At 60.5% G+C, this 22393-nt stretch carries 15 protein-coding genes and 10 pseudogenes; 20 read left to right on the top strand and 5 right to left on the bottom strand.

All coding sequences use genetic code 11. From position 1 onward, the window contains the following. The first annotated feature begins 68 nt into the window (after positions 1-68). From tctD to EIO60_RS16785, 3 genes and pseudogenes are all read left to right on the top strand, one after another. Positions 69-721, top strand: a pseudogene (gene tctD / locus EIO60_RS10710) (transcriptional regulator TctD). Further along, a pseudogene (locus EIO60_RS16780) lies at positions 718-1254 on the top strand (sensor histidine kinase N-terminal domain-containing protein); the annotation flags it as partial. The pseudogenes tctD and EIO60_RS16780, both read left to right, overlap by 4 nt. Positions 1255-1266: 12 nt before the next feature. Further along, on the top strand, positions 1267-1836 hold the full coding sequence (locus tag EIO60_RS16785) for an ATP-binding protein (protein WP_374058188.1): 570 nt from the start codon (positions 1267-1269) through the stop codon (positions 1834-1836). On the opposite strand, the pseudogene EIO60_RS10720 reads toward EIO60_RS16785, so the two are convergent. Then, a pseudogene (locus tag EIO60_RS10720) lies at positions 1796-2604 on the bottom strand (DMT family transporter). The gene EIO60_RS16785 and the pseudogene EIO60_RS10720 sit on opposite strands and share 41 nt — an antisense overlap. A 138-nt stretch (positions 2605-2742) precedes the next feature. On the opposite strand from EIO60_RS10720, the pseudogene EIO60_RS10725 reads away from it, so the two are divergent. The 12 genes and pseudogenes from EIO60_RS10725 to EIO60_RS10780 form a co-directional block, all read left to right on the top strand. Continuing rightward, a pseudogene (locus EIO60_RS10725) lies at positions 2743-3422 on the top strand (AraC family transcriptional regulator). Between the two features lie 58 nt (positions 3423-3480). Then, entirely contained in the window at positions 3481-4614 is a 1134-nt protein-coding gene (gene pdxB, locus EIO60_RS10730; protein ID WP_258576792.1) for a 4-phosphoerythronate dehydrogenase PdxB, read from the top strand. A 99-nt stretch (positions 4615-4713) separates the two neighbouring features. Further along, entirely contained in the window at positions 4714-5724 is a 1011-nt protein-coding gene (locus EIO60_RS10735; protein ID WP_258576793.1) for an aspartate-semialdehyde dehydrogenase, read from the top strand. Further along, on the top strand, positions 5724-6530 hold the full coding sequence (gene truA / locus EIO60_RS10740) for a tRNA pseudouridine(38-40) synthase TruA (protein WP_258576794.1): 807 nt from the start codon (positions 5724-5726) through the stop codon (positions 6528-6530). Before EIO60_RS10735 ends, truA begins: the two co-directional genes overlap by 1 nt. Before the next feature lie 43 nt (positions 6531-6573). Continuing rightward, a pseudogene (locus EIO60_RS10745) lies at positions 6574-7049 on the top strand (DedA family protein); the annotation flags it as partial. 127 nt (positions 7050-7176) lie between these two features. Beyond that, positions 7177-8082: an acetyl-CoA carboxylase, carboxyltransferase subunit beta gene (accD, locus tag EIO60_RS10750; RefSeq protein WP_258576795.1), complete on the top strand. Its 906-nt coding sequence runs from the start codon at positions 7177-7179 to the stop codon at positions 8080-8082. 88 nt (positions 8083-8170) lie between these two features. Then, the gene (gene folC, locus EIO60_RS10755) at positions 8171-9445 is read left to right on the top strand and encodes a bifunctional tetrahydrofolate synthase/dihydrofolate synthase (RefSeq protein WP_258576796.1); all 1275 of its coding nucleotides are present in this window, start codon (positions 8171-8173) and stop codon (positions 9443-9445) included. After that, positions 9435-10163 carry a cell division protein DedD gene (dedD, locus tag EIO60_RS10760; protein WP_258576797.1) on the top strand — a complete coding sequence of 243 codons (729 nt, stop codon included), beginning with the start codon at positions 9435-9437 and terminating at the stop codon, positions 10161-10163. Before folC ends, dedD begins: the two co-directional genes overlap by 11 nt. 253 nt (positions 10164-10416) lie before the next feature. Continuing rightward, positions 10417-10902: a colicin V production protein gene (gene cvpA / locus EIO60_RS10765; protein ID WP_258576953.1), complete on the top strand. Its 486-nt coding sequence runs from the start codon at positions 10417-10419 to the stop codon at positions 10900-10902. A 36-nt stretch (positions 10903-10938) separates the two neighbouring features. Next, positions 10939-12456 (top strand): amidophosphoribosyltransferase, encoded by a 1518-nt coding sequence (purF, locus tag EIO60_RS10770; protein WP_258576798.1) that lies wholly within the window; start codon positions 10939-10941, stop codon positions 12454-12456. Between the two features lie 114 nt (positions 12457-12570). Next, positions 12571-13140 carry a UbiX family flavin prenyltransferase gene (locus EIO60_RS10775; RefSeq protein WP_258576799.1) on the top strand — a complete coding sequence of 190 codons (570 nt, stop codon included), beginning with the start codon at positions 12571-12573 and terminating at the stop codon, positions 13138-13140. A gap of 239 nt (positions 13141-13379) precedes the next feature. After that, positions 13380-13954, top strand: a pseudogene (locus tag EIO60_RS10780) (transporter substrate-binding domain-containing protein); the annotation flags it as partial. Here EIO60_RS10780 and EIO60_RS10785 read toward each other — a convergent pair. Further along, positions 13844-14659: pseudogene (locus EIO60_RS10785) on the bottom strand (TIGR01777 family oxidoreductase); the annotation flags it as partial. The pseudogenes EIO60_RS10780 and EIO60_RS10785 overlap by 111 nt on opposite strands. 174 nt (positions 14660-14833) lie before the next feature. Here EIO60_RS10785 and yfcF point away from each other — a divergent pair. Beyond that, positions 14834-15475: pseudogene (gene yfcF, locus EIO60_RS10790) on the top strand (glutathione transferase). 116 nt (positions 15476-15591) lie between these two features. After that, on the top strand, positions 15592-16110 hold the full coding sequence (gene yfcD / locus EIO60_RS10795) for an NUDIX hydrolase YfcD (RefSeq protein ID WP_258576800.1): 519 nt from the start codon (positions 15592-15594) through the stop codon (positions 16108-16110). A 97-nt stretch (positions 16111-16207) separates the two neighbouring features. Here the strand turns inward: yfcD and pta are convergent, their stop codons facing one another. Both pta and ackA read right to left on the bottom strand, forming a co-directional pair. Then, positions 16208-18349, bottom strand: coding sequence for a phosphate acetyltransferase (gene pta, locus EIO60_RS10800; RefSeq protein ID WP_258576801.1), 2142 nt, complete (start codon positions 18347-18349; stop codon positions 16208-16210). Positions 18350-18412: 63 nt separating this feature from the next. Continuing rightward, positions 18413-19615, bottom strand: a complete 1203-nt coding sequence (gene ackA, locus EIO60_RS10805) for an acetate kinase (RefSeq protein WP_258576802.1) — start codon at positions 19613-19615, stop codon at positions 18413-18415. Between the two features lie 333 nt (positions 19616-19948). Here ackA and yfbV point away from each other — a divergent pair, with 333 nt between their 5' ends. The 3 genes and pseudogenes from yfbV to EIO60_RS10820 all read left to right on the top strand — a co-directional run bounded on the left by yfbV (position 19949) and on the right by EIO60_RS10820 (position 21730). Further along, the gene (yfbV, locus tag EIO60_RS10810; RefSeq protein ID WP_258576803.1) at positions 19949-20401 is read left to right on the top strand and encodes a terminus macrodomain insulation protein YfbV; all 453 of its coding nucleotides are present in this window, start codon (positions 19949-19951) and stop codon (positions 20399-20401) included. Between the two features lie 144 nt (positions 20402-20545). Continuing rightward, a pseudogene (locus EIO60_RS10815) lies at positions 20546-21048 on the top strand (YfbU family protein). Between the two features lie 12 nt (positions 21049-21060). Then, positions 21061-21730 (top strand): annotated as a pseudogene (locus EIO60_RS10820) (sugar phosphatase). 26 nt (positions 21731-21756) lie between these two features. On the opposite strand, the gene yfbR reads toward EIO60_RS10820, so the two are convergent. After that, positions 21757-22356 (bottom strand): 5'-deoxynucleotidase, encoded by a 600-nt coding sequence (gene yfbR / locus EIO60_RS10825; RefSeq protein ID WP_258576804.1) that lies wholly within the window; start codon positions 22354-22356, stop codon positions 21757-21759. Positions 22357-22393 lie beyond the last annotated feature (37 nt).

Raw genomic sequence — 22393 nt, forward strand, 5'->3', positions numbered from 1 at the left:
CTATTCGGGGTTGCTGAATTGTTAAAACAATAACCTTTCACTATCCGGGAATAACTACAGGATGTGATATGCGTCTATTACTGGTGGAAGATACGGTTGGGCTGACGTGCTGGCTGGAAAAGGTGCTGACGCAAAAAGGCTTCGCCGTCGACTGGGTGGCGGACGGGCTGGTGGCCGAGCATGTGCTGCAGACGGAAGAGTACGCGCTGGTGATGCTCGACGTGTCGCTGCCGTGTCTCGACTGGCTGGAAGTGCTGTCGCGCCTGCGCAGGCGCGGGCAGAACGTGCCGGTGCTGCTGCTGACCGCACGCACCGCGCTGGACGATCGGGTGCGCGGGCTGAAGCTCGGTGCAGATGACTACCTCGCCAAACCCTTTGAGCTGGACGAGCTGGAGGCTCTGCTGCGCCGCAGCCACGGCCAGACGCTGCAGACGCAGGCGATCGGCACACTTACGCTCGACAGCGAAGGCTACTTTCTGCTGGCGGACAAGCCGCTGGCGCGACGCCGCGCGAGGCGAGCATTTTCACCACCCTGATGCAGCGGCGCGGCAGGCCGTTGTCGCGCCAGCATCTCTATGAATAGACTTTTACGCTGGCGGACGAGGCCAGCCCGGAGAGCATCGAGCTCTATATTCACCGCGTGCGGAAAAAGCTGGCGGGCAGCAACGTCACCATCGTCACGCTGCGCGGCCTCGGCTACAGCCTGGAAGCAGTGTCGTGAGGCTGATCCATTCGCTGCGCGGTGAGCTGCTGGCGTGGCTCGGGCTGCCGCTGCTGCTATGGGGCGTGTCGGTCTATACCCATTATCAGAGCGCACTGGCGGCCAATCAGGCGTACGGTCGTTCGCTGCTCGCCTCGGCGCGCACCGTGGCCGAACGGCTGGTGGTGCGCCATCAGCAGCTGGAGGTAGATGTCCCCTGGGGGGGGGGGGGGGGGGGGGGGGGGGGGGGGGGGGGGGGGGGGGGGGGGGGGGGGGGGGGGGGGGGGGGGGGGGGGGGGGGGGGGGGGGGGGGGGGGGGGGGGGGCGGGGGGGGGGGGGGGGGCGACAGCTTTGAGCGAAATATGAACAACCAGCTGTTCTATCAAGTGATTTCGCCGCAGGGCCGCACGCTCTCCGGCTATGACTATCTGCCGCCTATTCCCGCCAACCATAAGCTCTCCACCGACTGGTCCGCGCTGGTGCACTTTTACGACGCGCGCTATCACCAGCAGCCGATTCGCATCGCCGCGCTGTGGCAGCCGGTCAGCGACGCTGGCGTACAGGGTATGGTGCTGGTGGCGGAGACGCTGAACTCATGCCAGGCTTTCGCCGAGGGGCTGCTGCGCACCGCGCTGCTCAGCCAGAGCTTGCTGGTGCTGATCACGCTGCTGCTAGCGGGACTGCTGCTGCGGCGCGGGCGAACTGACGCCGCTGCCGTCGCTGCCCTGGTCGGAGATGGAGCCGCTGATAGTCGCGTTCAATCGCTATCTGGCGCGGCTGCGCACGCCGCTGACCATTCTGAAAACTCAGGTCGGCGTGGCGCTCGACAGCGACCAGCCGGCGCGCATCAAGGCGCGCCACGGCGAAGAGAAGCTGACGGCGCGCGTCTGCTAAACGGTGTGCTGGAGATTAGCGGGCCGGGCATCGACGACGCGACGCAGGAGAAGGCGCTACAACCCTTTGGCCGGCTGGAGAGCGCGCAGCCCGGCGCCGGTATCGGGCTGGCGCTGGTGCAGGATATCTGCGCCTGGCACGGCGCTACGCTCACTCTGAGACGCAGCCCGCAGCTGGGCGGACTGCGCGTTACGGTGCGCTTCAGGCCGCCGTATCGCACGGCGCCGCCTTACGACGGCTGAGCGGCGTTTTCAGACGCTGGGCGACCACCACACGCCGGCCAGCGTTATGCCGCCGCCGATCAAGTGATAGGCGTGCAGCTGTTCATGCAGGAACAGCACGGCTATAATCGCGGTAAACACCGGCACGAAATTCATAAACAAACTGGCGGTGCTGGCGCCCAGGCGCTGTACGCCCAGGATCCACAAAAACGGCGCGATAATTTAGGCGAACAGCCCGGCAAACAGCACTAGCGGAATATTGCGCGCGTTGAGCGCGACGTCGGGCGCGTGCAGAAAGCCCGGCAGCAGCAGCACGCCGAAAAAGACCTGCACGTAGAGGCTCTGCCAGGTAGGCAGCGGGATCGCCCGTGCTCACCAGCCACACCAGCTCGGCAAAGGAAAGCTGGCCGCCGATCAGAATCCCGCGCGTCGGCGCCAGCCGCAGCACCACCAGACTGAGCAGAATGGTCAGCAGCGGAATGGTCGCGCCGAGAATGCCCATCACACCGCCGAGACGCGGTGCGCGGCGTAGTAGGCGAGGCTCTGATAGAGCACGCACTATGCTGAGCAGGCAGAGGATCAGCAGGCGTCAGAGATTTGCCAGGATCGTCTGGCGATGACGCCAGACGCCCGGCAGCGCGAATGGAGGTCAACATCGCCAGCGCCAGCAGCCAGCAGCCAGCGGTAGAAGGAGATGGCGGCGGGATCGATACTGCCTGCAGAGAGCTTGCTGACGATGGTATTCACCGACCAGATTAGCACCGCCAGCAGCGGAAAAAGTAGATTCATGGTGAGCTCCTGGAAAAGAATTCGCCCAGTTTACGTTTGACCGATTTTAAGGAGATAGTGATAATCGGATAAAATACGTTGCTGACCGGACAGAATGACTTTAGCGTCGAATATCAGCCCCCTGAGGATGCGCAGCGCCTGCACTACTTTATGCTTTATGCGCTATGAGCACGCCAACGCTAAACAGAATATCTGCCGCACGCCCATGAGTGGGGGCAGGTTATTTTTGTCACGCGCCAAGAGCTGGAGATACTCGTCGAGGGCGAGCGGCTGCTGACGCCCGCCACCATTCCCATCAGGATCCCGCCACGCCAGCTACAACCGCCTGCAGGCGCAGTTCCGCAGCTTTAATATTACCGCGCCGCTGTGCGACGGGCTGCCGCCGCGCGCCTGCCTGCTCAGCGTCGACGCCATCGTGCATGCCATTATGGATGAGTTCGCGCACCGGGCTGGCGCAGCCGGAGAGCGCTGAGCAGTGGCGGCTGTGCAAGGTGCTGCGCGATCGGCTGCGGCTGGCGCCGGTGCTACGCGCGCTGGAGGCGAATCCCGGCGACAACACCACGCTAGCGCAGTGGGCGGCGCGCGTTTTCACCACCGAGCGCACCCTGGCGCGGCGCTGCCGCCAGGATCTGCAGATGTCCTTCAACGAATGGCGCCAGCGGCTGCGCTTTCTGCACGCCGTCGCGCTGCTGGGGCAGGGCAAAAGCGTGCAGGCGATCGCGCACGATCTCGGCTATGGCTCGGCGTTGGCGCTGATCGTGATGTTTCAGCAGCAGGCGGGCACTACGCCGGAGCGCTACCGCGCGCGCCTGGGCTAATTTTTCCGTTTGTGCCAGAATAGCGCCTACTTATCTGGCCAACAGCAGGAAAGCGATTGTGAAGATCCTGGTAGATGAAAATATGCCCTATGCGCGCGAGTTGTTCAGCCGGACCGGCACGGTGCTGGCGGTGCCGGGTCGGCCGCTGCCGCAGCAAGAACTGGAGGATGCCGACGGCCTGATGGTGCGTTCGGTGACGCAGGTGAATGAGGCGCTGCTGGCGGGCAAGCCGGTGAAGTTCGTCGGCACCGCCACGGCGGGCACCGACCACGTTGACGAGGCCTGGCTGCAGCAGGCAGGCATCGCCTTCTCCGCCGCGCCGGGCTGCAACGCCATCGCCGTGGTGGAGTACGTTTTCTCCGCGCTGCTGCTGCTGGCAGAGCGCGACGGCTTTGCGTTGCGCGACCGCACCGTCGGCATTGTCGGCGTCGGCAACGTCGGCGGACGGCTGCAAAAGCGGCTGGAGGCCTGGGGCGTGAAAACCCTGCTGTGCGATCCGCCGTGCGCTGATCGCGGCGACGACGGCGACTTCCGCTCGCTCGACGCGCTGGTGGCGGAGGCGGATATTCTCACCTTCCACACGCCGCTGTTCAAAGAAGGCCCCTATAAAAGCTGGCACCTGGCCGACGCTGCGCTGCTGATGGCGCTGAAGCCCAATGCCATTTTGATCAACACCTGCCGCGGGCCGGTGGTGGATAACGCCGCGCTGCTGGAGGTGCTGAAGAAGCGGCGCGATCTCAGCGTGGTGCTCGACGTCTGGCAGTCGGAGCCGGCGCTGTCGCTCGATCTGCTCGATAGAGTGGATATTGGCACTGCCCATATCGCCGGCTATACGCTGGAGGGCAAGGCGCGCGGTACCACCCAGGTGTTCGAGGCCTGGTGTGACTTTCTCGGCCAGCCGCAGCAGGTGCCGCTCTCTGCGCTGCTGCCGACGCCGGAATTCAGCCGCGTCACCCTCAACGGCGTGCTCGATCAGGCAACACTGAAACGTCTGGCGCATCTGGTGTATGATGTGCGCCACGACGACACGCCGCTGCGTAAAGTGGCCGCGCAGCCGGGCGAATTTGATCGCCTGCGCAAAACCTATCAGGAGCGCCGCGAGTGGTCCTCGCTTGAGGTGATCTGCGATAACGCCGAGACCGCCAGCCTGCTGACGGCACTGGGCTTCAGCGCGCGTCTCGGCAACAGCTAACATTGCTTCCCGTGCCGCATGCGGCGGGGGATAGTTCCGAAACCTAGGCGGTGAATATCACTGCCTTCTGTTTTATGTCATTGTCTGGAGTAAACCAACATGTCTGACGGCTGGAATATTGCGCTACTGGGCGCGACAGGCGCAGTAGGGAACGCTTTACTAGAACTGCTGGCGGAACGCCAGTTCCCGGTTGGTGAGTTGTATCTGCTGGCCAGCGAAAACAGCGTCGGCGAACCCCTGCGTTTCGAGGGGCGCTCGCTGCGCGTCGGCAACGCGGAATATTTCGACTGGTCGCAGGTGCAGCTCGCCTTTTTCGTCGCCGGGCGCGACGCGTCGGCGCACTACACCGAGGAGGCCGTCAACGCCGGCTGCCTGGTGATCGACAGCAGCGATCTCTTCGCGCTGTCGCCGGATGTGCCGCTGGTGGTGCCGGACGTCAATCCGCACGTGATGGCGGACTACCGCAACCGCAACTTGGTGAGCGTCGCCGACAGCCTGACCAGCCAGCTGCTGAGCGCCATCAAGCCGCTGGTGGATGCGGCCGGCTTAGGCCGTCTGCAGGTGACGAACCTGCTCTCCGCCTCTAGCCATGGCAAAAGCGCGGTGGACGGCTTGGCGGGCGAGAGCGCACGCCTGCTGAACGGCGTGCCGGCGGAGGATCACTATTTCGGCCGCCAGCTGGCGTTCAACCTGCTGCCGCAGCTGGCAGACGCCGAAGGCAGCGTCGCCAGCGAGCGTCGTTTAGTTGAGCAGGTGCGCAAAGTGCTGCAGGATGACGGCCTGCCGATTGCGGTCAGCAGCGTGCAGGTGCCGGTGTTCTACGGCAACGCGCAGATCGTACATCTGGAGAGCCTGCGTCCGCTGTCGGCGGAGGAGGCGCGCGCCGAGCTGGCGCAGGCCGCCGATATCAATCTGAGCGATGAAGAGGATTATCCGACGCAGGTCGGCGACGCCTCTGGCAATGAGCAGCTGAGCATCGGCTGCGTGCGCAACGACTACGGCATTCCTGAACTGCTGCAGTTTTGGTCGGTGGCGGACAACATTCGCTTCGGCGGCGCGCTGATGGCGGTGAAAACCGCCGAGAAGCTGGTGCAGGAGTACTTCTATTAATGTCAAAAGGTCAGACACACAAGCTGGCGCTCGGCATCGAGTATGACGGCAGCCGCTACTACGGCTGGCAGCGTCAGCAGGAAGTACACAGCGTGCAGGAGAAGCTGGAAAAGGCGCTGTCGAAGGTGGCGAACCACCCAGTCAGCGTGTTTTGCGCCGGGCGCACCGACGCCAGAGTGCACAGCACCGGCCAGGTGGTGCATTTCGAAACCACCTCGCAGCGCGCCGACGGCGCCTGGACGCTGGGCGTCAACGCCAACCTGCCGGAAGATATCGCGGTGCGCTGGGTCAAGGCGGTGCCGGATGAATTTCACGCGCGCTTCAGCGCCACCGCGCGCCGCTACCACTACCTGATCTACAACCAGCGGCTGCGCCCGGCGATTCTGGGGCGCGGCGTGACGCACTTCTATCACCCGCTGGATGCGGAGAAGATGCATCGCGCCGGGCAGGTGCTGCTGGGGGAGAACGATTTCACTTCGTTCCGCGCCGTCCAGTGTCAGTCGCGCACGCCGTGGCGCAACCTGATACACCTGAACGTGACGCGGCAGGGCGCGTTCGTGATTGTCGATATCAAGGCCAACGCCTTTGTGCATCACATGGTACGCAATATCGTCGGCAGCCTGATGGAGATCGGCTGCGGTAACCAGCCGGAAACGTGGATGGCGACGCTGCTGGCGGCGAAAGATCGCACGCTGGCGGCGGCGACCGCCCGCGCGGAAGGACTCTATTTAGTCGCGGTGGACTATCCATCGCATTTTGCGTTACCCGAGCCGCCGATGGGGCCGTTGTTCCTGGCGGATTATTAGCAGGTCGTTTTCAGAGAGGCGTTATGGAGTTCGTCCACTTTTTGGTTGTTGTGAAACCGGCCTTGTGGTCACGCCTTTCTTGCCGGGCGACTCGCTGCTGTTCGTGGCGGACGCGCTGGCTGCGCTGCCGGGCAACGATCTCAACATCCATGCGATGGCGCTACTGCTGGTGGTGGCGGTGCTGGGCGATGCGGTGAACTATACTATCGGCCGCCTGTTTGGCGAGCGGCTGTTCAGCAATCCGAACTCGCGCATTTCCCCGTCACAGCTACCTTGATAAAACTCATGCGTTTTACGCGCACCACGGCGGAAAAACCATTATCCTTGCACGTTTCGTGCCTATTGCGCGCACCTTTGCGCCTTTTGTCGCCGGCGGGGCATATGTCCTATCGCCACTTCGCGCTGTTCAACGTTGCCGGCGCGCTAGCGTGGGTGCTGCTGTTTGCCTACGCGGGCTACCTGTTCGGCGATTTGCCGGTGGTACAGGGAAATCTCAAGCTGCTGATCGTCGGTATCATAGACCAGATTTTTATCCACAGTCCAGAGTGGTTGTGGTTTAATGAGCGACATTTCATGTCTGCTGAAGCGATTTTCAGCGGCAAATAAGATGACTGGACCAGGTCAGTTTTAAACATAAAGGTCTTCAATGAGCTGGATTGAACGCATTCTTAATAAAAGCAACGTTACGCCTGCACGTCGTGCCAGCATCCCGGAAGGGGTCTGGACCAAGTGCGACAGCTGCGGTCAGGTACTGTACCGCGCCGAGCTGGAGCGTAATCTTGAGGTTTGCCCGAAGTGCGACCATCACATGCGCATGCACGCCCGTGAGCGCCTCAACAGCCTGCTCGATCAGAGCACGCAGACCGAGCTGGGCAGCGAGCTGGAGCCGAAGGATATCCTGAAGTTCCGCGATTCCAAGAAGTACAAAGATCGCCTCGCCGCCGCGCAGAAAGAGACGGAAGAGAAAGACGCTCTGATCGTAATGAAAGGTCAGCTGCACGGTATGCCGGTTGTGGCGGCCGCTTTTGAGTTCGCTTTTATGGGTGGTTCTATGGGCTCGGTAGTTGGTGCGCGCTTCGTGCGTGCGGTAGAGCAGGCGCTGGAAGACAACTGCCCGCTGATCTGCTTCTCCGCCAGCGGCGGCGCGCGTATGCAGGAAGCACTGATGTCGCTGATGCAGATGGCGAAAACCAGCGCCGCGCTGGCCAAAATGCAGGAGCGCGGTCTGCCCTATATCTCCGTGCTGACCGACCCGACCATGGGCGGCGTCTCCGCCAGCTTCGCGATGCTGGGCGACCTTAACGTCGCCGAGCCGAAAGCGCTGATCGGCTTTGCCGGCCCGCGCGTTATCGAGCAAACCGTGCGCGAGAAACTGCCGCCGGGCTTCCAGCGCAGCGAATTCCTGATCGAAAAGGGCGCGATCGACATGATCATCCGTCGCCCGGAAATGCGTTACAAACTGGCAAGCCTGCTGGCGAAGATGATGAATCTTCCCGCGCCGCTGCACGATGGCGAACCGACCGCGCCTGCGGAAGAGCCGGAGAGCAACTAGGCCTGACAGGAGAGAGGCGCGCGCCGCGCCTTTCACCAATGCACCGTCGAACCGGCTGAACCGGCTCAAAATGAGTTAAACGGGACATATGGACACTCTTCACTTTCCTCAAGCCACGTCGCCTTTGGCTACGTGGCTTTATTATCTTGAGCATCTGCATACACAGACCATCGCGCTGGGCCTGGATCGCATTTGCTGCGTAGCGCAGCGCCTCGATCTGACCAAACCCGCCCCCTTTGTTTTCACCGTTGCCGGCACCAACGGCAAGGGCACCACCTGCCGCACGCTGGAGACGCTGCTGCTCGCGGCGGGCTACCGCGTTGGCGTCTACAGCTCGCCGCATCTGGTACGCTATACCGAGCGCGTGCGGGTGCAGGGCCTAGAGCTTGACGCCTCGCTGCACAGCGCCAGCTTCGCCAGAATCGAAGCCGGTCGCGGCGACGTCTCTCTTACCTATTTCGAATTCGGCACCCTTTCCGCGCTGAACCTGTTTCAACAGGCGCAGCTGGACGTAGTGATCCTCGAAGTCGGGCTGGGCGGCCGGCTGGACGCCACCAATATCGTCGACGCCGACGTGGTGGTGGTGACCAGCATCGCGCTGGATCATACCGACTGGCTCGGCCCGGATCGCGAAAGCATCGGCCGCGAGAAAGCAGGCGTGTTCCGCAGCGGCAAGCCCGCGGTAGTGGGCGAGCCGGAGATGCCTGCCAGCATCGCCGTCATGGCGGCGGAGAAGGGCGCGTGGCTGATGCAGCGCAACCGCGACTGGTACTATAGCCAGCAGCCGGAAAGCTGGGCATTTCGCGACGCGCAGGGCGAGCTGAACGATCTGCCGCTGCCGCAGGTGCCGCTGCCGAACGCGGCCACTACGCTGGCAGCGCTGCGCGCCTCCGGCCTGACGGTCAGCGAAGCAGTTATCCGGGAATATCTGCCGCTGGCGATCCTGCCCGGCCGTTTTCAGACCATCAGCGAATCGCCGCGCGTAATCCTCGACGTGGCGCATAATCCGCACGCTGCGGGCTATCTGGCGTCGCGTCTGGCGCAGCTGCCGAACACGGGCCGCGTGCATGCGGTGGTGGGCATGCTGCACGACAAGGATATCGCCGGCACCCTGACGGCGCTGGCGCCACACATAGATCGCTGGTACTGTGCGCCGCTGGGCGGCCCGCGCGGCGCCCGCGCCGAGGAGCTGATGGTATATCTGCCCGCCTACGCGGCGGCCGCCTTTGCCGACGTGGCGCACGCCTGGCAGGTGGCGCGCCAGCAGGCGGAGGCGCAGGACATTGTGCTAGTGTGCGGATCCTTCCACACCGTGGCGCAGGTCATGGAATTGACAGCGATGGAGAAAGGTCGTGGCGAGTAAGTTTCAGAACCGCCTGGTCGGCACCATTATTCTGGTGGCGGTGGGTGTAATTGTACTGCCGGGCCTGCTCGACGGTAAAAAGAAGCACTATAAAGAGGAGTTCGCGGCGATCCCGCTGGTGCCGAAGCCCGACGATCAGCAGGACAGCGAGATGGTGCCGCCGGTGACGCAGCCCTTGCCAGCACAGCCACCGCAGGGTGCCGGCAGCGCGGTAAGCAGCGGCAACAGCGCCGACAACAGCAGCGGTGCCGAACAGGGCAACGCTGCGCTGCGTAGCAACAGCGAGCCGAGCGTGGTGACGCCGCCGCCGGTGCACCAGAGCGAAGCTGCCAAGCCGCGCCAGACTGAGCAGCCGAAAGCGAAAGCGGCAGAGCAGCCGAAGCCGGTCGAGCAGCCCAAACCAGTTGAGCCGAAACCGAGCGAATCGGCGGAAACAGCGGAGGCGGCGAAGCCAGCGGAGCAGAACGCCCCGGCCGGTCAGGCCTATGTGGTGCAGCTCGGCGCGCTGAAGAACGCCGCCAAGGTGAACGAAATCGTCACTAAGCTACGCCTGTCGGGCTATCGCGCCTTTACCGTGCCGTCAACGCCGGTTCAGGGGCAGATTACCCGCCTTTACGTCGGTCCGGACGCCTCGAAAGCGAAGCTGCAGAGTTCACTGGCGGAGCTGCAGAGCGTTTCCGGCCTCGGCGGCGTGGTGAAGCCCTACAGCGCGCGCTAAGGGATCGATTGGCGCCGCCGATAGCATAAAAAGGCGGCGCCGCACGCAGGGTTAAAGCGATGCGTGCGCACTAAAATTTTATTTAATTCAAGGGCTTTAAACCCTACATTTTCATCGGGCGAGGAAAGTTTTTTTCATCGCCCTTTTTATGAATGTGGAAAGGGAAAAGCGCTACGCAAACGTTTTCTTTTTCTGTTAGAATGCGCCCCGAACTGGATACAGGGGTGCAGACGCACTGGTGCTGGAAGAGTTCATGATCTGGATTGATTACGTCATTATTGCGGTAGTTGGTTTTTCGGCTTTGGTCAGCCTGATTCGAGGATTTGTTCGCGAAGCCTTATCTCTCGTTACCTGGGGATGCGCGTTTTTTGTCGCCAGTTACTATTATGCCCACCTTGCAGTCTGGTTTACAGGTTTTGACGATGAACTGGTGCGGAACAGTGTCACCATTGCGGTGCTGTTCGTCGCGACACTGATTGTCGGTGCGATAGTCAACTATGTGATCGGCTCGCTGGTTGAAAAGACCGGCCTGTCGGGAACCGACAGGGTGTTGGGGGTCTGTTTCGGGGCGTTTCGTGGCATGCTGATCGTGAGTGCGATGCTTTTCCTCCTCGATACATTCACTGGCTTTTCCAAAAGCCCGGACTGGCAGCAGTCCCAACTCATTCCCCAGTTCAGTTACATAATCAGATGGTTCTTCGACTATCTGAAAAGCACGTCGAGTTTTTTACCCCGGTGATGCCACCGGGAGTGCGGCTAATGAGGAAATGACAACATGTGCGGTATTGTTGGTATCACCGGTTTTATCCCGGTCAACCAGTCGATCTATGATGCGTTAACGGTGCTTCAGCACCGCGGTCAGGATGCCGCAGGCATTTGCACCATCGATGCGCTGAACTGCTTCCGTCTGCGTAAGGCGAACGGCCTCGTCAGCGATGTCTTTGAAGCGCGCCACATGCAGCGCCTGCAGGGCAATATGGGGATCGGCCACGTTCGCTACCCGACCGCAGGCAGCTCCAGCGCCTCTGAAGCGCAGCCGTTCTATGTTAACTCGCCGTACGGCATTACCCTGGCGCATAACGGCAACCTGACCAACGCGCACGAGCTGCGCAAGCATCTGTTCGAAAAAGGTCGTCGTCACGTCAACACCACTTCCGATTCCGAAATCCTGCTCAACATCTTTGCGCAGGAGCTGGATCGCTTTCAGCACTATCCGCTGGAAGCGGATAACATCTTCGCGGCGGTCGCGGCGGTGCATCAGCATGTGCGCGGCGCTTACGCGGTGGTCGCTATTATTATCGGCCACGGCATGGTCGCGTTCCGCGATCCCAACGGCATTCGTCCGCTGGTGCTGGGCAAGCGCGTGCTGCCGGACAGCCGCGTGGAGTATATGGTCGCCTCTGAAAGCGTGGCGCTCGATACCCTGGGCTTTGAATTCCTGCGCGACGTCGCGCCGGGCGAAGGAGTCTACATTACCGAAGCGGGCCAGCTGTTTACACGCCAGTGCGCTGAGAACCCGAAAAGCAACCCGTGCCTGTTCGAGTACGTCTACTTTGCGCGTCCTGACTCGTTCCTCGACAAGATTTCCGTCTACAGCGCGCGCGTGCGCATGGGTACCAAGCTGGGCGAGAAGATTGCGCGCGAGTGGGAAGCTCTCGATATCGACGTGGTGATCCCGATACCGGAAACCTCTACCGATATCGCGCTGGAGATTGCTCGCATCCTTAACAAACCCTATAGCCAGGGCTTTGTGAAGAACCGCTACGTGGGCCGCACCTTTATCATGCCGGGCCAGCAGCTGCGCCGCAGCGCGGTACGCCGCAAGCTGAACGCCAACCGCGCCGAATTCCGCGGCAAGAACGTGCTGCTGGTGGATGACTCTATCGTGCGCGGTACCACCTCGGAGCAGATTATCGAGATGGCGCGCGAAGCGGGTGCGAAACACGTTTACCTCGCCTCTGCGGCGCCGGAAATTCGTTTCCCGAACGTTTACGGCATCGATATGCCGAGCGCCAACGAGCTGATCGCTCATGGCCGCGAAGTGGATGAAATCTGTCAGCTGATCAAGGCGGACGTGCTGATTTTCCAGAATCTTAATGACTTGATCGAAGCGGTGCGTGAAGAGAATCCGGATATCGCGCAGTTTGAGTGCTCGGTGTTCAACGGCGTCTACGTCACCAAAGATGTCGACCAGCAGTATCTGGAGTACCTCCAGTCGCTGCGCAACGACGACGCCAAGGCGATGCTGCGTCAGAACGAGGTCGAAAACCTCGAACTGCACAACGAAGGCTAAGCGCCTCGCTGCCTGATCATGATCACCTGAACGGGGCGGAGAAATCCGCCCCGTTTGTTTTCAGCGCGCACGACGGGTTATCATGAGCGCTTACTGAACGGGCAAGGAAGAAGTATGAAACGACTCATCGTGGGCATCTCGGGCGCAAGCGGCGCGATTTACGGCATGCGGTTGCTGCAGGTGCTGCAACAGGTCAGCGAGGTGGAAACCCATCTGGTAATGAGTCCGTCGGCGCGACAAACTCTGAGCCTCGAGACCGACTACACGCTGCGCGAGGTGCAAGCGCTGGCGGATGTGGTGCATGACGTGCGCGATATCGCCGCCAGCATCTCATCCGGCTCCTTTAAAACGATCGGCATGGCGATTCTGCCGTGCTCGATGAAAACCCTCTCCGGCATTGTCCACAGCTATAGCGACAGCCTGCTGACGCGCGCCGCCGACGTGGTGCTGAAGGAGCAGCGCAAGCTGGTGCTGGGGGTGCGCGAAACGCCGCTGCACGTCGGCCATCTGCGCATGATGACCACCGCCGCCGAGCTGGGCGCGGTGATCCTGCCGCCGGTTCCCGCCTTTTATCATTGGCCGCAGAGCATTATGGAGCTGGTGGATCAAACGGTAAATCGCGTGATCGATCAGTTCGACATCAGCCTGCCGCAGGATCTCTTTACGCGCTGGGATGGTGTATAAAAGCAGCGCACTTGCACCTTAAAAGTGTAAATGCGCGTGAGCGATCACTCTTCGTGCATTTTGTGCACCAAAAGTTAACAAGGTCGCTTTTTCCCCCTGACATCGCTAATATATTCCCTTCACAACGCTGGCGTTTTCGCCTTTCCGGCGGCGTGCATTGCTGGTATGAAATATGCAAGCTTAACAAGCGCAAACACATCACGCCCCCATAACAAAAAGCACTTCACTGAGGGTAATCTATGAAGAAGCGAGTTCTGGCTCTTTCTCTCATGCTGGGCCTGACCAGCGCCGCCAGCGTGTTCGCCGCGGTGCCGTCATCAATTCGCATCGGCACTGACCCGACTTACCCGCCGTTTGAATCCCAAAACGCGCAGGGGACAGCTAGTGGGCTTCGATATCGATCTCGCTAACGAAATTTGCAAACGCATCAACGCAAAATGCACCTAGTTGAAAGCGACTTCGATGCGTGATCCCATAGCTGAAGGCGAAGAAAATCGACGCTATCATCTCTTCGCTCTCCATTACATTACCGCCAAACGTCAGGAATAGATCCGCCTTCTCCGATAAGCTCTACGCCGCCAACGCGCGCCTGGTTGCGGCAAAAGGCTCGCCGATCCAGCCGACCATCGAGTCGCTGAAGGGCAAAAACATCGGCCTGCTTCAGGGCACCACCCAGGAGACCTACACCAACGAAAACTGGCGGCCTAAAGGGGTCAACGTGACGCCTTACGCCAACCAGGACCTGGTTTATCAGGATCTGAACGCGGGCCGCATCGACGCCGCGTTTCAGGATGAGGTGCAGGCGAGCGAAGGGTCGGTGCATAACGTGGCCGAGCGTGGCGGCGAACTGCTCGTTGCGCACCGCATAGGGTGACACCATATTGAACGGACCGCTTAGCGCATCGTGATCCAGCAACCAGAGCATAGCATTCACTATATCGTCGATATGGATCCACGGCAGGTACTGCTTGCCGCTGCCGATCGGCCCGCCGACGCCGAGTTTGAACGGCAGCTTCATCTTGCTTAACGCGCCGCCTTCGCTGGCCAGCAACACGCCGGTGCGCAGCAGGCAGACGCGGGTGCATTCGCTTTGCGCGCTCAGCGTCAGCTGCTCCCAGCGGGCGCACAGCATATGGGGAAACTTGATCCTCCTCGGTCAGCACCACATCGCCCGTCTCGCCATAATAGCCGGTTGCCGAGCCGGAGATCAGCACACGCGGCGGATTCTGGCTGGCGTTGATGAGCGAGGTGATGCGCTCGGTGATCTGCCAGCGGCTTTCGCACAGCCACTGCTTCTACTGCTCGGTCCAGCGCTTATCGGCAATCGGCTCGCCAGCGAGGTTGATCACCGCATCCACGCTATCGAGGTTCTGCTGCTGCGCCAGTCTGGACCAGAGCGACACGCGCGCGCCGCAGCAACGTCGCGCGTTACCACACTGACCTGATGTCCGAGCAACTGCAGGCGCGGAATAAGATGGCGGCCGATCAGTCCGGTACCGCCGGTAACGAGAATATGCATGTTGAGTCTCCTTATCTTTTTTCTGATACGCACGCTTTTCAGCGTAGGAAGAAGCGCGCCAGCGCGCCGCAGAGCTACGTAGCGGTTTGCAAAGATCCGACTAGCAGGTGATTGCTTTGCTGCCAGAAAGCCGGTAAAAATCAGGCAACCCTGATAAGCTTTTTGAGGTAACAGATGAATTACCTGTCTATCACCCTGTGGTCTGATTCATCGTTTTTTAGCCCCTACGCGATGTCGGTTTACGTTGCCCTGACGGAAAAAGGCATTCCCTTCACGCTGAAACGCATCGATCTTGCGCAACATCAACAGCTCTCCAGCGACTACCGCGCGCTGTCGCTGACCTGCCGCGTGCCGACGCTGTAGCTTGATGAATTCGCGCTGGGCGAATCTTCCGCCATCGCAGAGTATCTGGAGGAGCGCTTTCCGGCGCCGGCGTTCGAACGGCTCTATCCGCGCGACAGCGAAAAGCGTGCCCGGGCGCGGGAGATTCAGGCATGGCTGCGCAGCGATCTGCTGCCGATCCGCCAGGAGCGGCCGACCGAGGTGCTTTTTGCCGGGGAACGCTTTGCGCCGATGAGCGCGGCGGCACAGCAGGCGGCGGAGAAACTGGTGGCGGCCTGCCTGCGTCTGCTGCTAGATAAGCAGCAAAACCTGTTCGGCGAATGGTCGCTGGCCGATACTAATCTGGCGGTGATGCTTAACCGCTTGGCGCTGCATGGCGACGCGCTGCCGGGCAGAGTGCGGGAATATACTGAATTTCAGTGGCAGCGCGCCTCGGTGCAGCTCTGGCTAGCGGAAAGCGGCAAACAACGATAGGTTGCGCCGCTTGCTCAGGCGAGCGGAAGTGATTACCTTACAGCACACTATAACAACAACGACTTGGCAATCAGGCGCGTGTCGCACGGCACGCCAGAACAGAAAAGGGTTTCCGGATGGTGGATCAAACCGCAGGCGACGGCATCGAGTTGGTCGATATCGTCAACGAAGAGAATGAAGTGATTGCGCAGGCAACCCGTGTGCAGATGCGCGCGCAGCGCATGCGTCATCGCGCGACCTATATCGTGGTGCATGACGGTGCAGGCAAAATCCTGGTGCAGCGCCGCACCGAGACCAAAGACTTCATGCCCGGCATGCTGGACGCCACCGCGGGCGGCGTGGTGCAGAGCGGCGAAGATCTGCTGGAGTCGGCGCGCCGTGAGGCGGAAGAGGAGCTGGGCATCGCGGATGTGCCGTTCGCGGAGCAGGGCAAATTCTACTTCGAAGATGAACATGTCTGCGTCTGGGGCGGCCTGTTCAGCTGCGTGTATCACGGTCCGTTCGCCATGCAGGAAGAGGAAGTGGACGAGGTGTTCTGGATTACGCCGGATGAGATTACCGCGCGCTGCGATGAGTTTACCGACGATTCGCTGAAAGCGCTGTCGCTATGGCTGTCGCGCAACGGCGACGCCTGACGAAAAACGGCCCGCACTGTGCGGGCCGTTTTTTTAGGTTGCGCGCGGTGCGTCAGGCATTCGCGCCTGAGCGTCGCGCCAGCGGCAGGCGGGCCTGTTAGCCTTCCGCCTGCTGCTGGATCGCCGTCAGGGCGATAGTATAGACTATATCGTCCACCAGCGCGCCGCGCGACAGGTCGTTAACCGGCTTGCGCATGCCCTGCAGCATCGGTCCGATAGAGATCAGATCTGCCGAGCGCTGAACCGCTTTGTAGGTGGTGTTGCCGGTGTTGAGATCCGGGAAGATAAACACCGTGGCGCGGCCGGCGACCGCAGAGTTCGGCGCCTTGGACTTCGCCACATCCTCCATAACCGCCGCGTCATACTGCAGCGGACCGTCAATCACCAGATCCGGACGTTTCTCCTGCGCAATGCGCGTTGCTTCACGCACTTTCTCCACGTCGCTGCCCGCGCCGGAGTTGCCGGTGGAGTAGGAGATCATCGCCACGCGCGGCTCAATGCCGAAGGCCTGCGCGGAATCGGCCGACTGAATCGCGATTTCCGCCAGCTGTTCGGCGGTCGGGTCCGGGTTGATGGCGCAGTCGCCGTAGACCAGCACCTGCTCCGGCAGCAGCATAAAGAACACCGAGGAGACCAGCGAGCTGTTCGGCGCGGTTTTGATCAGCTGCAGCGGCGGACGAATAGTGTTGGCAGTGGTGTGCACGGCGCCGGAAACCAGGCCGTCCACTTCGCCGCGCTCCAGCATCATGGTGCCGAGCACCACGTTGTCTTTCAGCTGCTCCTGTGCCACCACTTCGGTCATGCCTTTGTTTTTGCGCAGCTCTACCAGGCGCGGCACATAGTTGTCGCGCACCACTTCTGGATCGACGATTTCGATGCCTTTTCCCAGCTCGACGCCCTGAGCAGCGGCGACGCGCTGGATTTCATCCGGGTTGCCCAGCAGCACACAGGTGGCGATGCCGCGTTCGGCGCAGATGGCCGCGGCCTTCACGGTACGCGGCTCGTCGCCTTCCGGCAGCACGATGCGTTTGCCCGCTTTGCGCGCCAGTTCGGTCAGCTGATAGCGGAACGCCGGCGGCGACAGGCGGCGGCTGCGCTTAGAGGTAGCGGTTAGCGACTCGATCCAGTCGGCGTTGATATAGCTGGCAACATACTCCTGGACCTTTTCCACGCGCTGGGTATCGTCGCTGGGCACTTCCAGGTTAAAGCTCTGCAGGCTGAGCGAGGTTTGCCAGGTGTTGGTTTTCACCATAAACACCGGTAGGCCGGTCTGGAAAGCGCGCTCGCACAGTTTCGCGATGCGGCTGTCCATTTCGTAGCCGCCGGTCAGCAGGATGGTGCCGATTTCGATGCCGTTCATCGCGGCGAGACAGGCGGCGACCAGCACGTCCGGGCGATCCGCGGAGGTAACCAGCAGCGAGCCTGGGCGGAAATGCTCCAGCATATGCGGCAGGCTGTGGGCGCAGAAGGTTACCGACTTCACGCGGCGCGTGGCGATTTCCCCTTCGTTAACTACCTCGGCGTTGAGGTGGCGGCACATATCGATGGCGCGCGTGGCGATCAGATCGAAACTCCAGGGTATACAGCCCAGCACCGGCAGCGGGCTGTCGGCAAACAGCTGTTTTGGATCGATATTTGCCACGCTCGCTTTGGTGGAGTCGTCGAAGATTTCCGACAGATCGGGGCGCGTGCGGCCCTGCTCGTCAACCGGCGCGTTGAGTTTGTTGATGATAATGCCGGTGATGTTTTTGTTTCTGCTGCCGCCGAAGCTGCTCTGCGTCAGCTCAATGCGCTCTTTCAGCTGCGCCGGAGAGTCGTTGCCGAGCGCCATAACAAACACGATTTCCGCGTTCAGCGTTTTGGCAATCTCATAGTTCAGCGCGTTGGCGAACTGGTGTTTACGCGTCGGCACCAGGCCCTCCACCAGCACAACTTCCGCATCTTTGGTGTTGGCGTGATAGCGGGCGATAATCTCTTCCATCAACACGTCCTGCTGATTAGCGCCCAGCAGCGACTCCACGCGCGACATTTTCAACGGGTCGGCGGCGGGAATCGACGAGTTTTTGCGGATGATCAGGGTGGTTTGATCGGGCGTATCGCTGCCAGCACGCGGCTGGGCGATAGTCTTAAAGACGCTGAGACGAACGCCTTTACGTTCCATGGCGCGGATGACGCCGAGGCTGACGCTTGTCAGGCCGACGCTAGTGCTGGTCGGAATAAGCATAATTGTACGTGACACGTTTGAACCTCGCTTTAGGCTGTGTCAAAAACAACACCGCCAGCCGAAGCTGGCGGTAAAACATCAGGCGGTCAGACGCGCGGCGTCTTGAGCGATCACCAGTTCTTCATTGGTGGGGATAACAATTGCCGGGCAGGTGCCCTCTTTATTGATAAAGCCCGATTTGCCGAAGCGCGCCGCTAGGTTACGCTCGTGATCGACCTCAAAGCCGAGCAGGCCGAGCTTCTTCAGCGACAGCTCGCGCACCATGGCGGCATTTTCGCCGATGCCGCCGGTAAAGATCACCGCGTCCAGGCGGCCTTCCATCATTGCGGTATAGCTGCCGATATATTTCGCTAGGCGATGGCAGAAGACATCCATCGCGCGCTTCGCGTCCTCTTTGGTTTCGTAGTTGTCTTCCACGTAGCGGCAGTCGCTGGTAACCTCGGTCAGGCCCAGCAGTCCTGACTCTTTGGTCAGCAGCTTGTTGATGGCGTCGACGCTCATGCCCAGCGTGTCATGCAGATAGAAGACGATCGCCGGGTCGATGTCGCCGCTGCGCGTGCCCATGACCAGACCTTCCAGCGGCGTTAGCCCCATCGAGGTGTCGACGCATTTGCCGTTGCGCACTGCCGCCACAGAGGCGCCGTTGCCGAGATGGCAGGTGATAATATTCAGCTCGTCGACCTGTTTGTTCAGGAACTCCGCCGCTTCGTGGGTGACATAGTAGTGGCTGATACCGTGCGCGCCGTAGCGGCGAACGCCGTGCTCTTTATAGAGTTTGTAGGGCAGAGCGTAGAGATAGGACTCTTCCGGCATCGTCTGATGGAACGCCGTGTCAAAAACGGCCACATTTTTATCGGAAAGGTGCGGGAAGTTTTTCATCGCCTCTTCGATGCCGAACAGGTGCGCTGGGTTATGCAGCGGCGCGAACGAGGCGTTGTCTTTAATGCCTCTGATGACCGCGTCGGTGATAATGACGGATTCTGTCAGCTGTTCGCCACCATGGACGATGCGGTGGCCAATTGCTACAATTTGTGCCGACAGCGTCGATTTTTGTGCCAGAATAGTTTTAACAATGAAATTCAGGGCTTCGCTGTGCGCGGCGAAGGCGCTAAGAGGTGCCTCGTGTTTTTCTCCGTCCTGTTTCCATTTAATGCGCGCTTCAGGCAGGTGGAAGCATTCAGCCAGGCCGGAAAGGTGTTCTTCTCCGCTGGCGGCGTTCAGAATGGCGAACTTCAGTGAAGAGCTGCCGCAGTTCAGAACCAGTACTAACTTACTCGACATGGAAGTACCTATTTGTTAAAAGCGGCTAAAAAAGAGGCAATCAGACTATCTGCGTAGCTCATGAAAGCGGGGATATTAATCATAAACCCCATGCGGTAGTCAAAATATTACTTCTCCGTAAAAAAATCAGAACTTTTGCGCAATTTTTTGAGTTTTTTCGCGCCTGTGCTGGCCGTTGCGTTTGTCATTTACGTCTTTGCCCGTTTCCAGTGTGTTATTTAGCTGCATCAGGATAGCGAGAGTCCCTGCTAAAGACAAAAAATTTTGAAGGATGTTACGTAAAGTTGTGTAATTATAAAATTTTTTTATTATTTGCTGTATTAGAGGTCCGCCATGGCGAGTGATTCTGGCAATACTGGCTGGTTCCGTATTTTTCAAAATGGCCAGCACTATATGAAGACCTGGCCGAATGACAAACGCCTCGCGCCGATCTTTCCTGAAAATCGCGTCACCCACATTACCCGCTTTGCGATTCGCTTTATGCCGCCGCTGGCGATATTTATGCTGAGCTGGCAAATCGCGCTGGGCGGACAGCTCGGTCCCGCTGTCGCCACCGCGCTGTTCGCCTGCAGCCTGCCGATGCAGGGGCTGTGGTGGCTGGGCAAACGCTCGGTGACGCCGCTGCCGCCTATTCTGCTTCACTGGTTCCACGAGGTGCGCGCCCGGCAGGAAGAGGCGGGACAGGCTATCGCGCCGGTGGAAGGCAAACCCACCTATCAGGCGCTGGCCGATCTGCTCAAGCGGGCGTTCCGGCAGCTGGATCGCACCTTTCTCGACGATCTTTGATCGACTGCCGCTTTGGCGCTGAGAGAATTTGTGCCTGAGCCGGGATTAAATCAAAGAAAAGTGATGCGGGCGTATCCGCATCACGCGCCTTGTGCAATCGTTTCAATCCCCTTTCTTGACGGCCTGTCGGCCCAGGAGCTTACGATGGAAATGACCCACGCGCAGCGGTTGATTCTCTCCAACCAGTACAAAATGATGGCGATGCTGGAGCCGGATAACGCCGAGCGCTACCGCCGCTATCAGACCATTATCGAGCGCGGCTACGGGCTGAAGATGCGCGAGCTGGACAAAGAGTTCGGCGAGCTGTCGGAAGAGACCTGCCGCACTATTATCTATCGACATAATGGAGATGCACCATGCGATGCACGTCTCCTGGTCGAATCTGGAAGATAAAGAGACGCTGGATAAACGTCGCCTCGCCTTTCTGGGCTTCGATGCAGAAACCGAAGCACGTTTTCTCGGCTACGTGCGCTTTATGGTGAGTGAATACCGAAGGGCGCTACACCCACTTTGACTCAGGCACGCACGGCTTCAACGCCCATACGCCGATGTGGGAAAAATACCAACGCATGCTCGTGGTATGGCACACTTGTCCGCGACAGTATTACCTGTGCGCGACCAAGATCGCGCAAATCATTAATGCTTAACGGGAGCGCGATGTGACCTACAGCGGTTTTTTATTTGATATGGATGGCACGCTGGTGGATTCGCTGCCTGCGGTGGAGCGCGCGTGGCGCCGCAACTGGGGCGCGCGCCACGGCATAGCGGCAGACGAAATCTATTATACATGGCAAGCAGGCGATCACCTCGCTGCGCCATTTTATGGCGGGCCAGCCGGAAGCCGCAATACAGGCGAAGTTTCGCGCGCTGGAGCAAAACGAAGCGCAAGATATCGCAGGGGTGCAGGCGCTGCCGGGCGCGCATGCCCTGCTGACAAGGCTCGACGCGCTGCGCATTCCGTGGGCCATCGTCACCTCCGGCTCGGTGCCGGTGCCGGTGCCGGTGGCGCGGGCGCGCCATACTGCCGCCGGGCTGCCACAGCCGGCGGTTTTTATTACGGCGGAGCAGGTGGAGAAGGGCAAGCCTGAGCCGGATACCTATCTGCTCGGCGCCAAAAAGCTGGGGCTTACGGCGGAAAGCTGCGTGATGGTGGAAGACGCGCCCGCCGGGATCCTATCTGGGCTCAACGCGCGCTGCGCGGTGATCGCCGTCGATGCGCCCGCCGCGACGCCGCGGCGGGCAGACACCCTGATGCAGCTCACTACACTCGACGCGCTGGTGGTGACGCCCGATGCGCAGGGTGGCTTCTCTCTCAGCCAGCAGGCGTAAGCGCAACCGGCGGCGCCGCATGACGATTACAGCGGCGAATCCTGCGAAATCTCATCCAGCGACAGGTTGAAGCTGGGAATAAAGATTTCGACAAAGTAATCCATCTCGGGCGAGCGGCGCTGCTGCAGCGTTTTTTCCAGGCGCGACTTGGCCAGCAAAAATTCATTGTTTCCCGCCGACAGCTCTTCCAGACATTTCAGATAGGCGCACAGCGCGTCCGCCTGCTTCACCACCGACTGCTCCTCTGCGCTGTGCTGATGCTCATCTAGCAGCGGACGATACGCCTCCCGCAGCTCTTCTGGCAGCATCTCGATCAGCTTCTGCTGGGCGATCTTCTCAATCTTCTTATATTCATGCGCAATCTGCGCGTTGTAGTACTTGACCGGCGTTGGCAGGTCGCCGGTCAGCACTTCGCTGGCGTCGTGATAGAGTGCCAGCATCGCGACGCGATCGGCGTTCAGAGTGCCGTTGAATTTCTTGTTTTTGATTACCGCGAGCGCATGGGCGACCATCGCGACCTGCAGGCTGTGCTCCGAGACGTTCTCGGTGCGCACGTTGCGCATCAGCGGCCAGCGGTTGATCAGTTTGAGGCGGGAAAGATGCGCGAAAAAATGGCTTCGGGTCATGCGTTATCCTGTCAACAAGCGGGGAAGCGCGGCGCTT

Origin of the sequence: Candidatus Pantoea persica (assembly GCF_013753875.1) — a bacterium.
Classification (GTDB): domain Bacteria; phylum Pseudomonadota; class Gammaproteobacteria; order Enterobacterales; family Enterobacteriaceae; genus Pantoea; species Pantoea persica.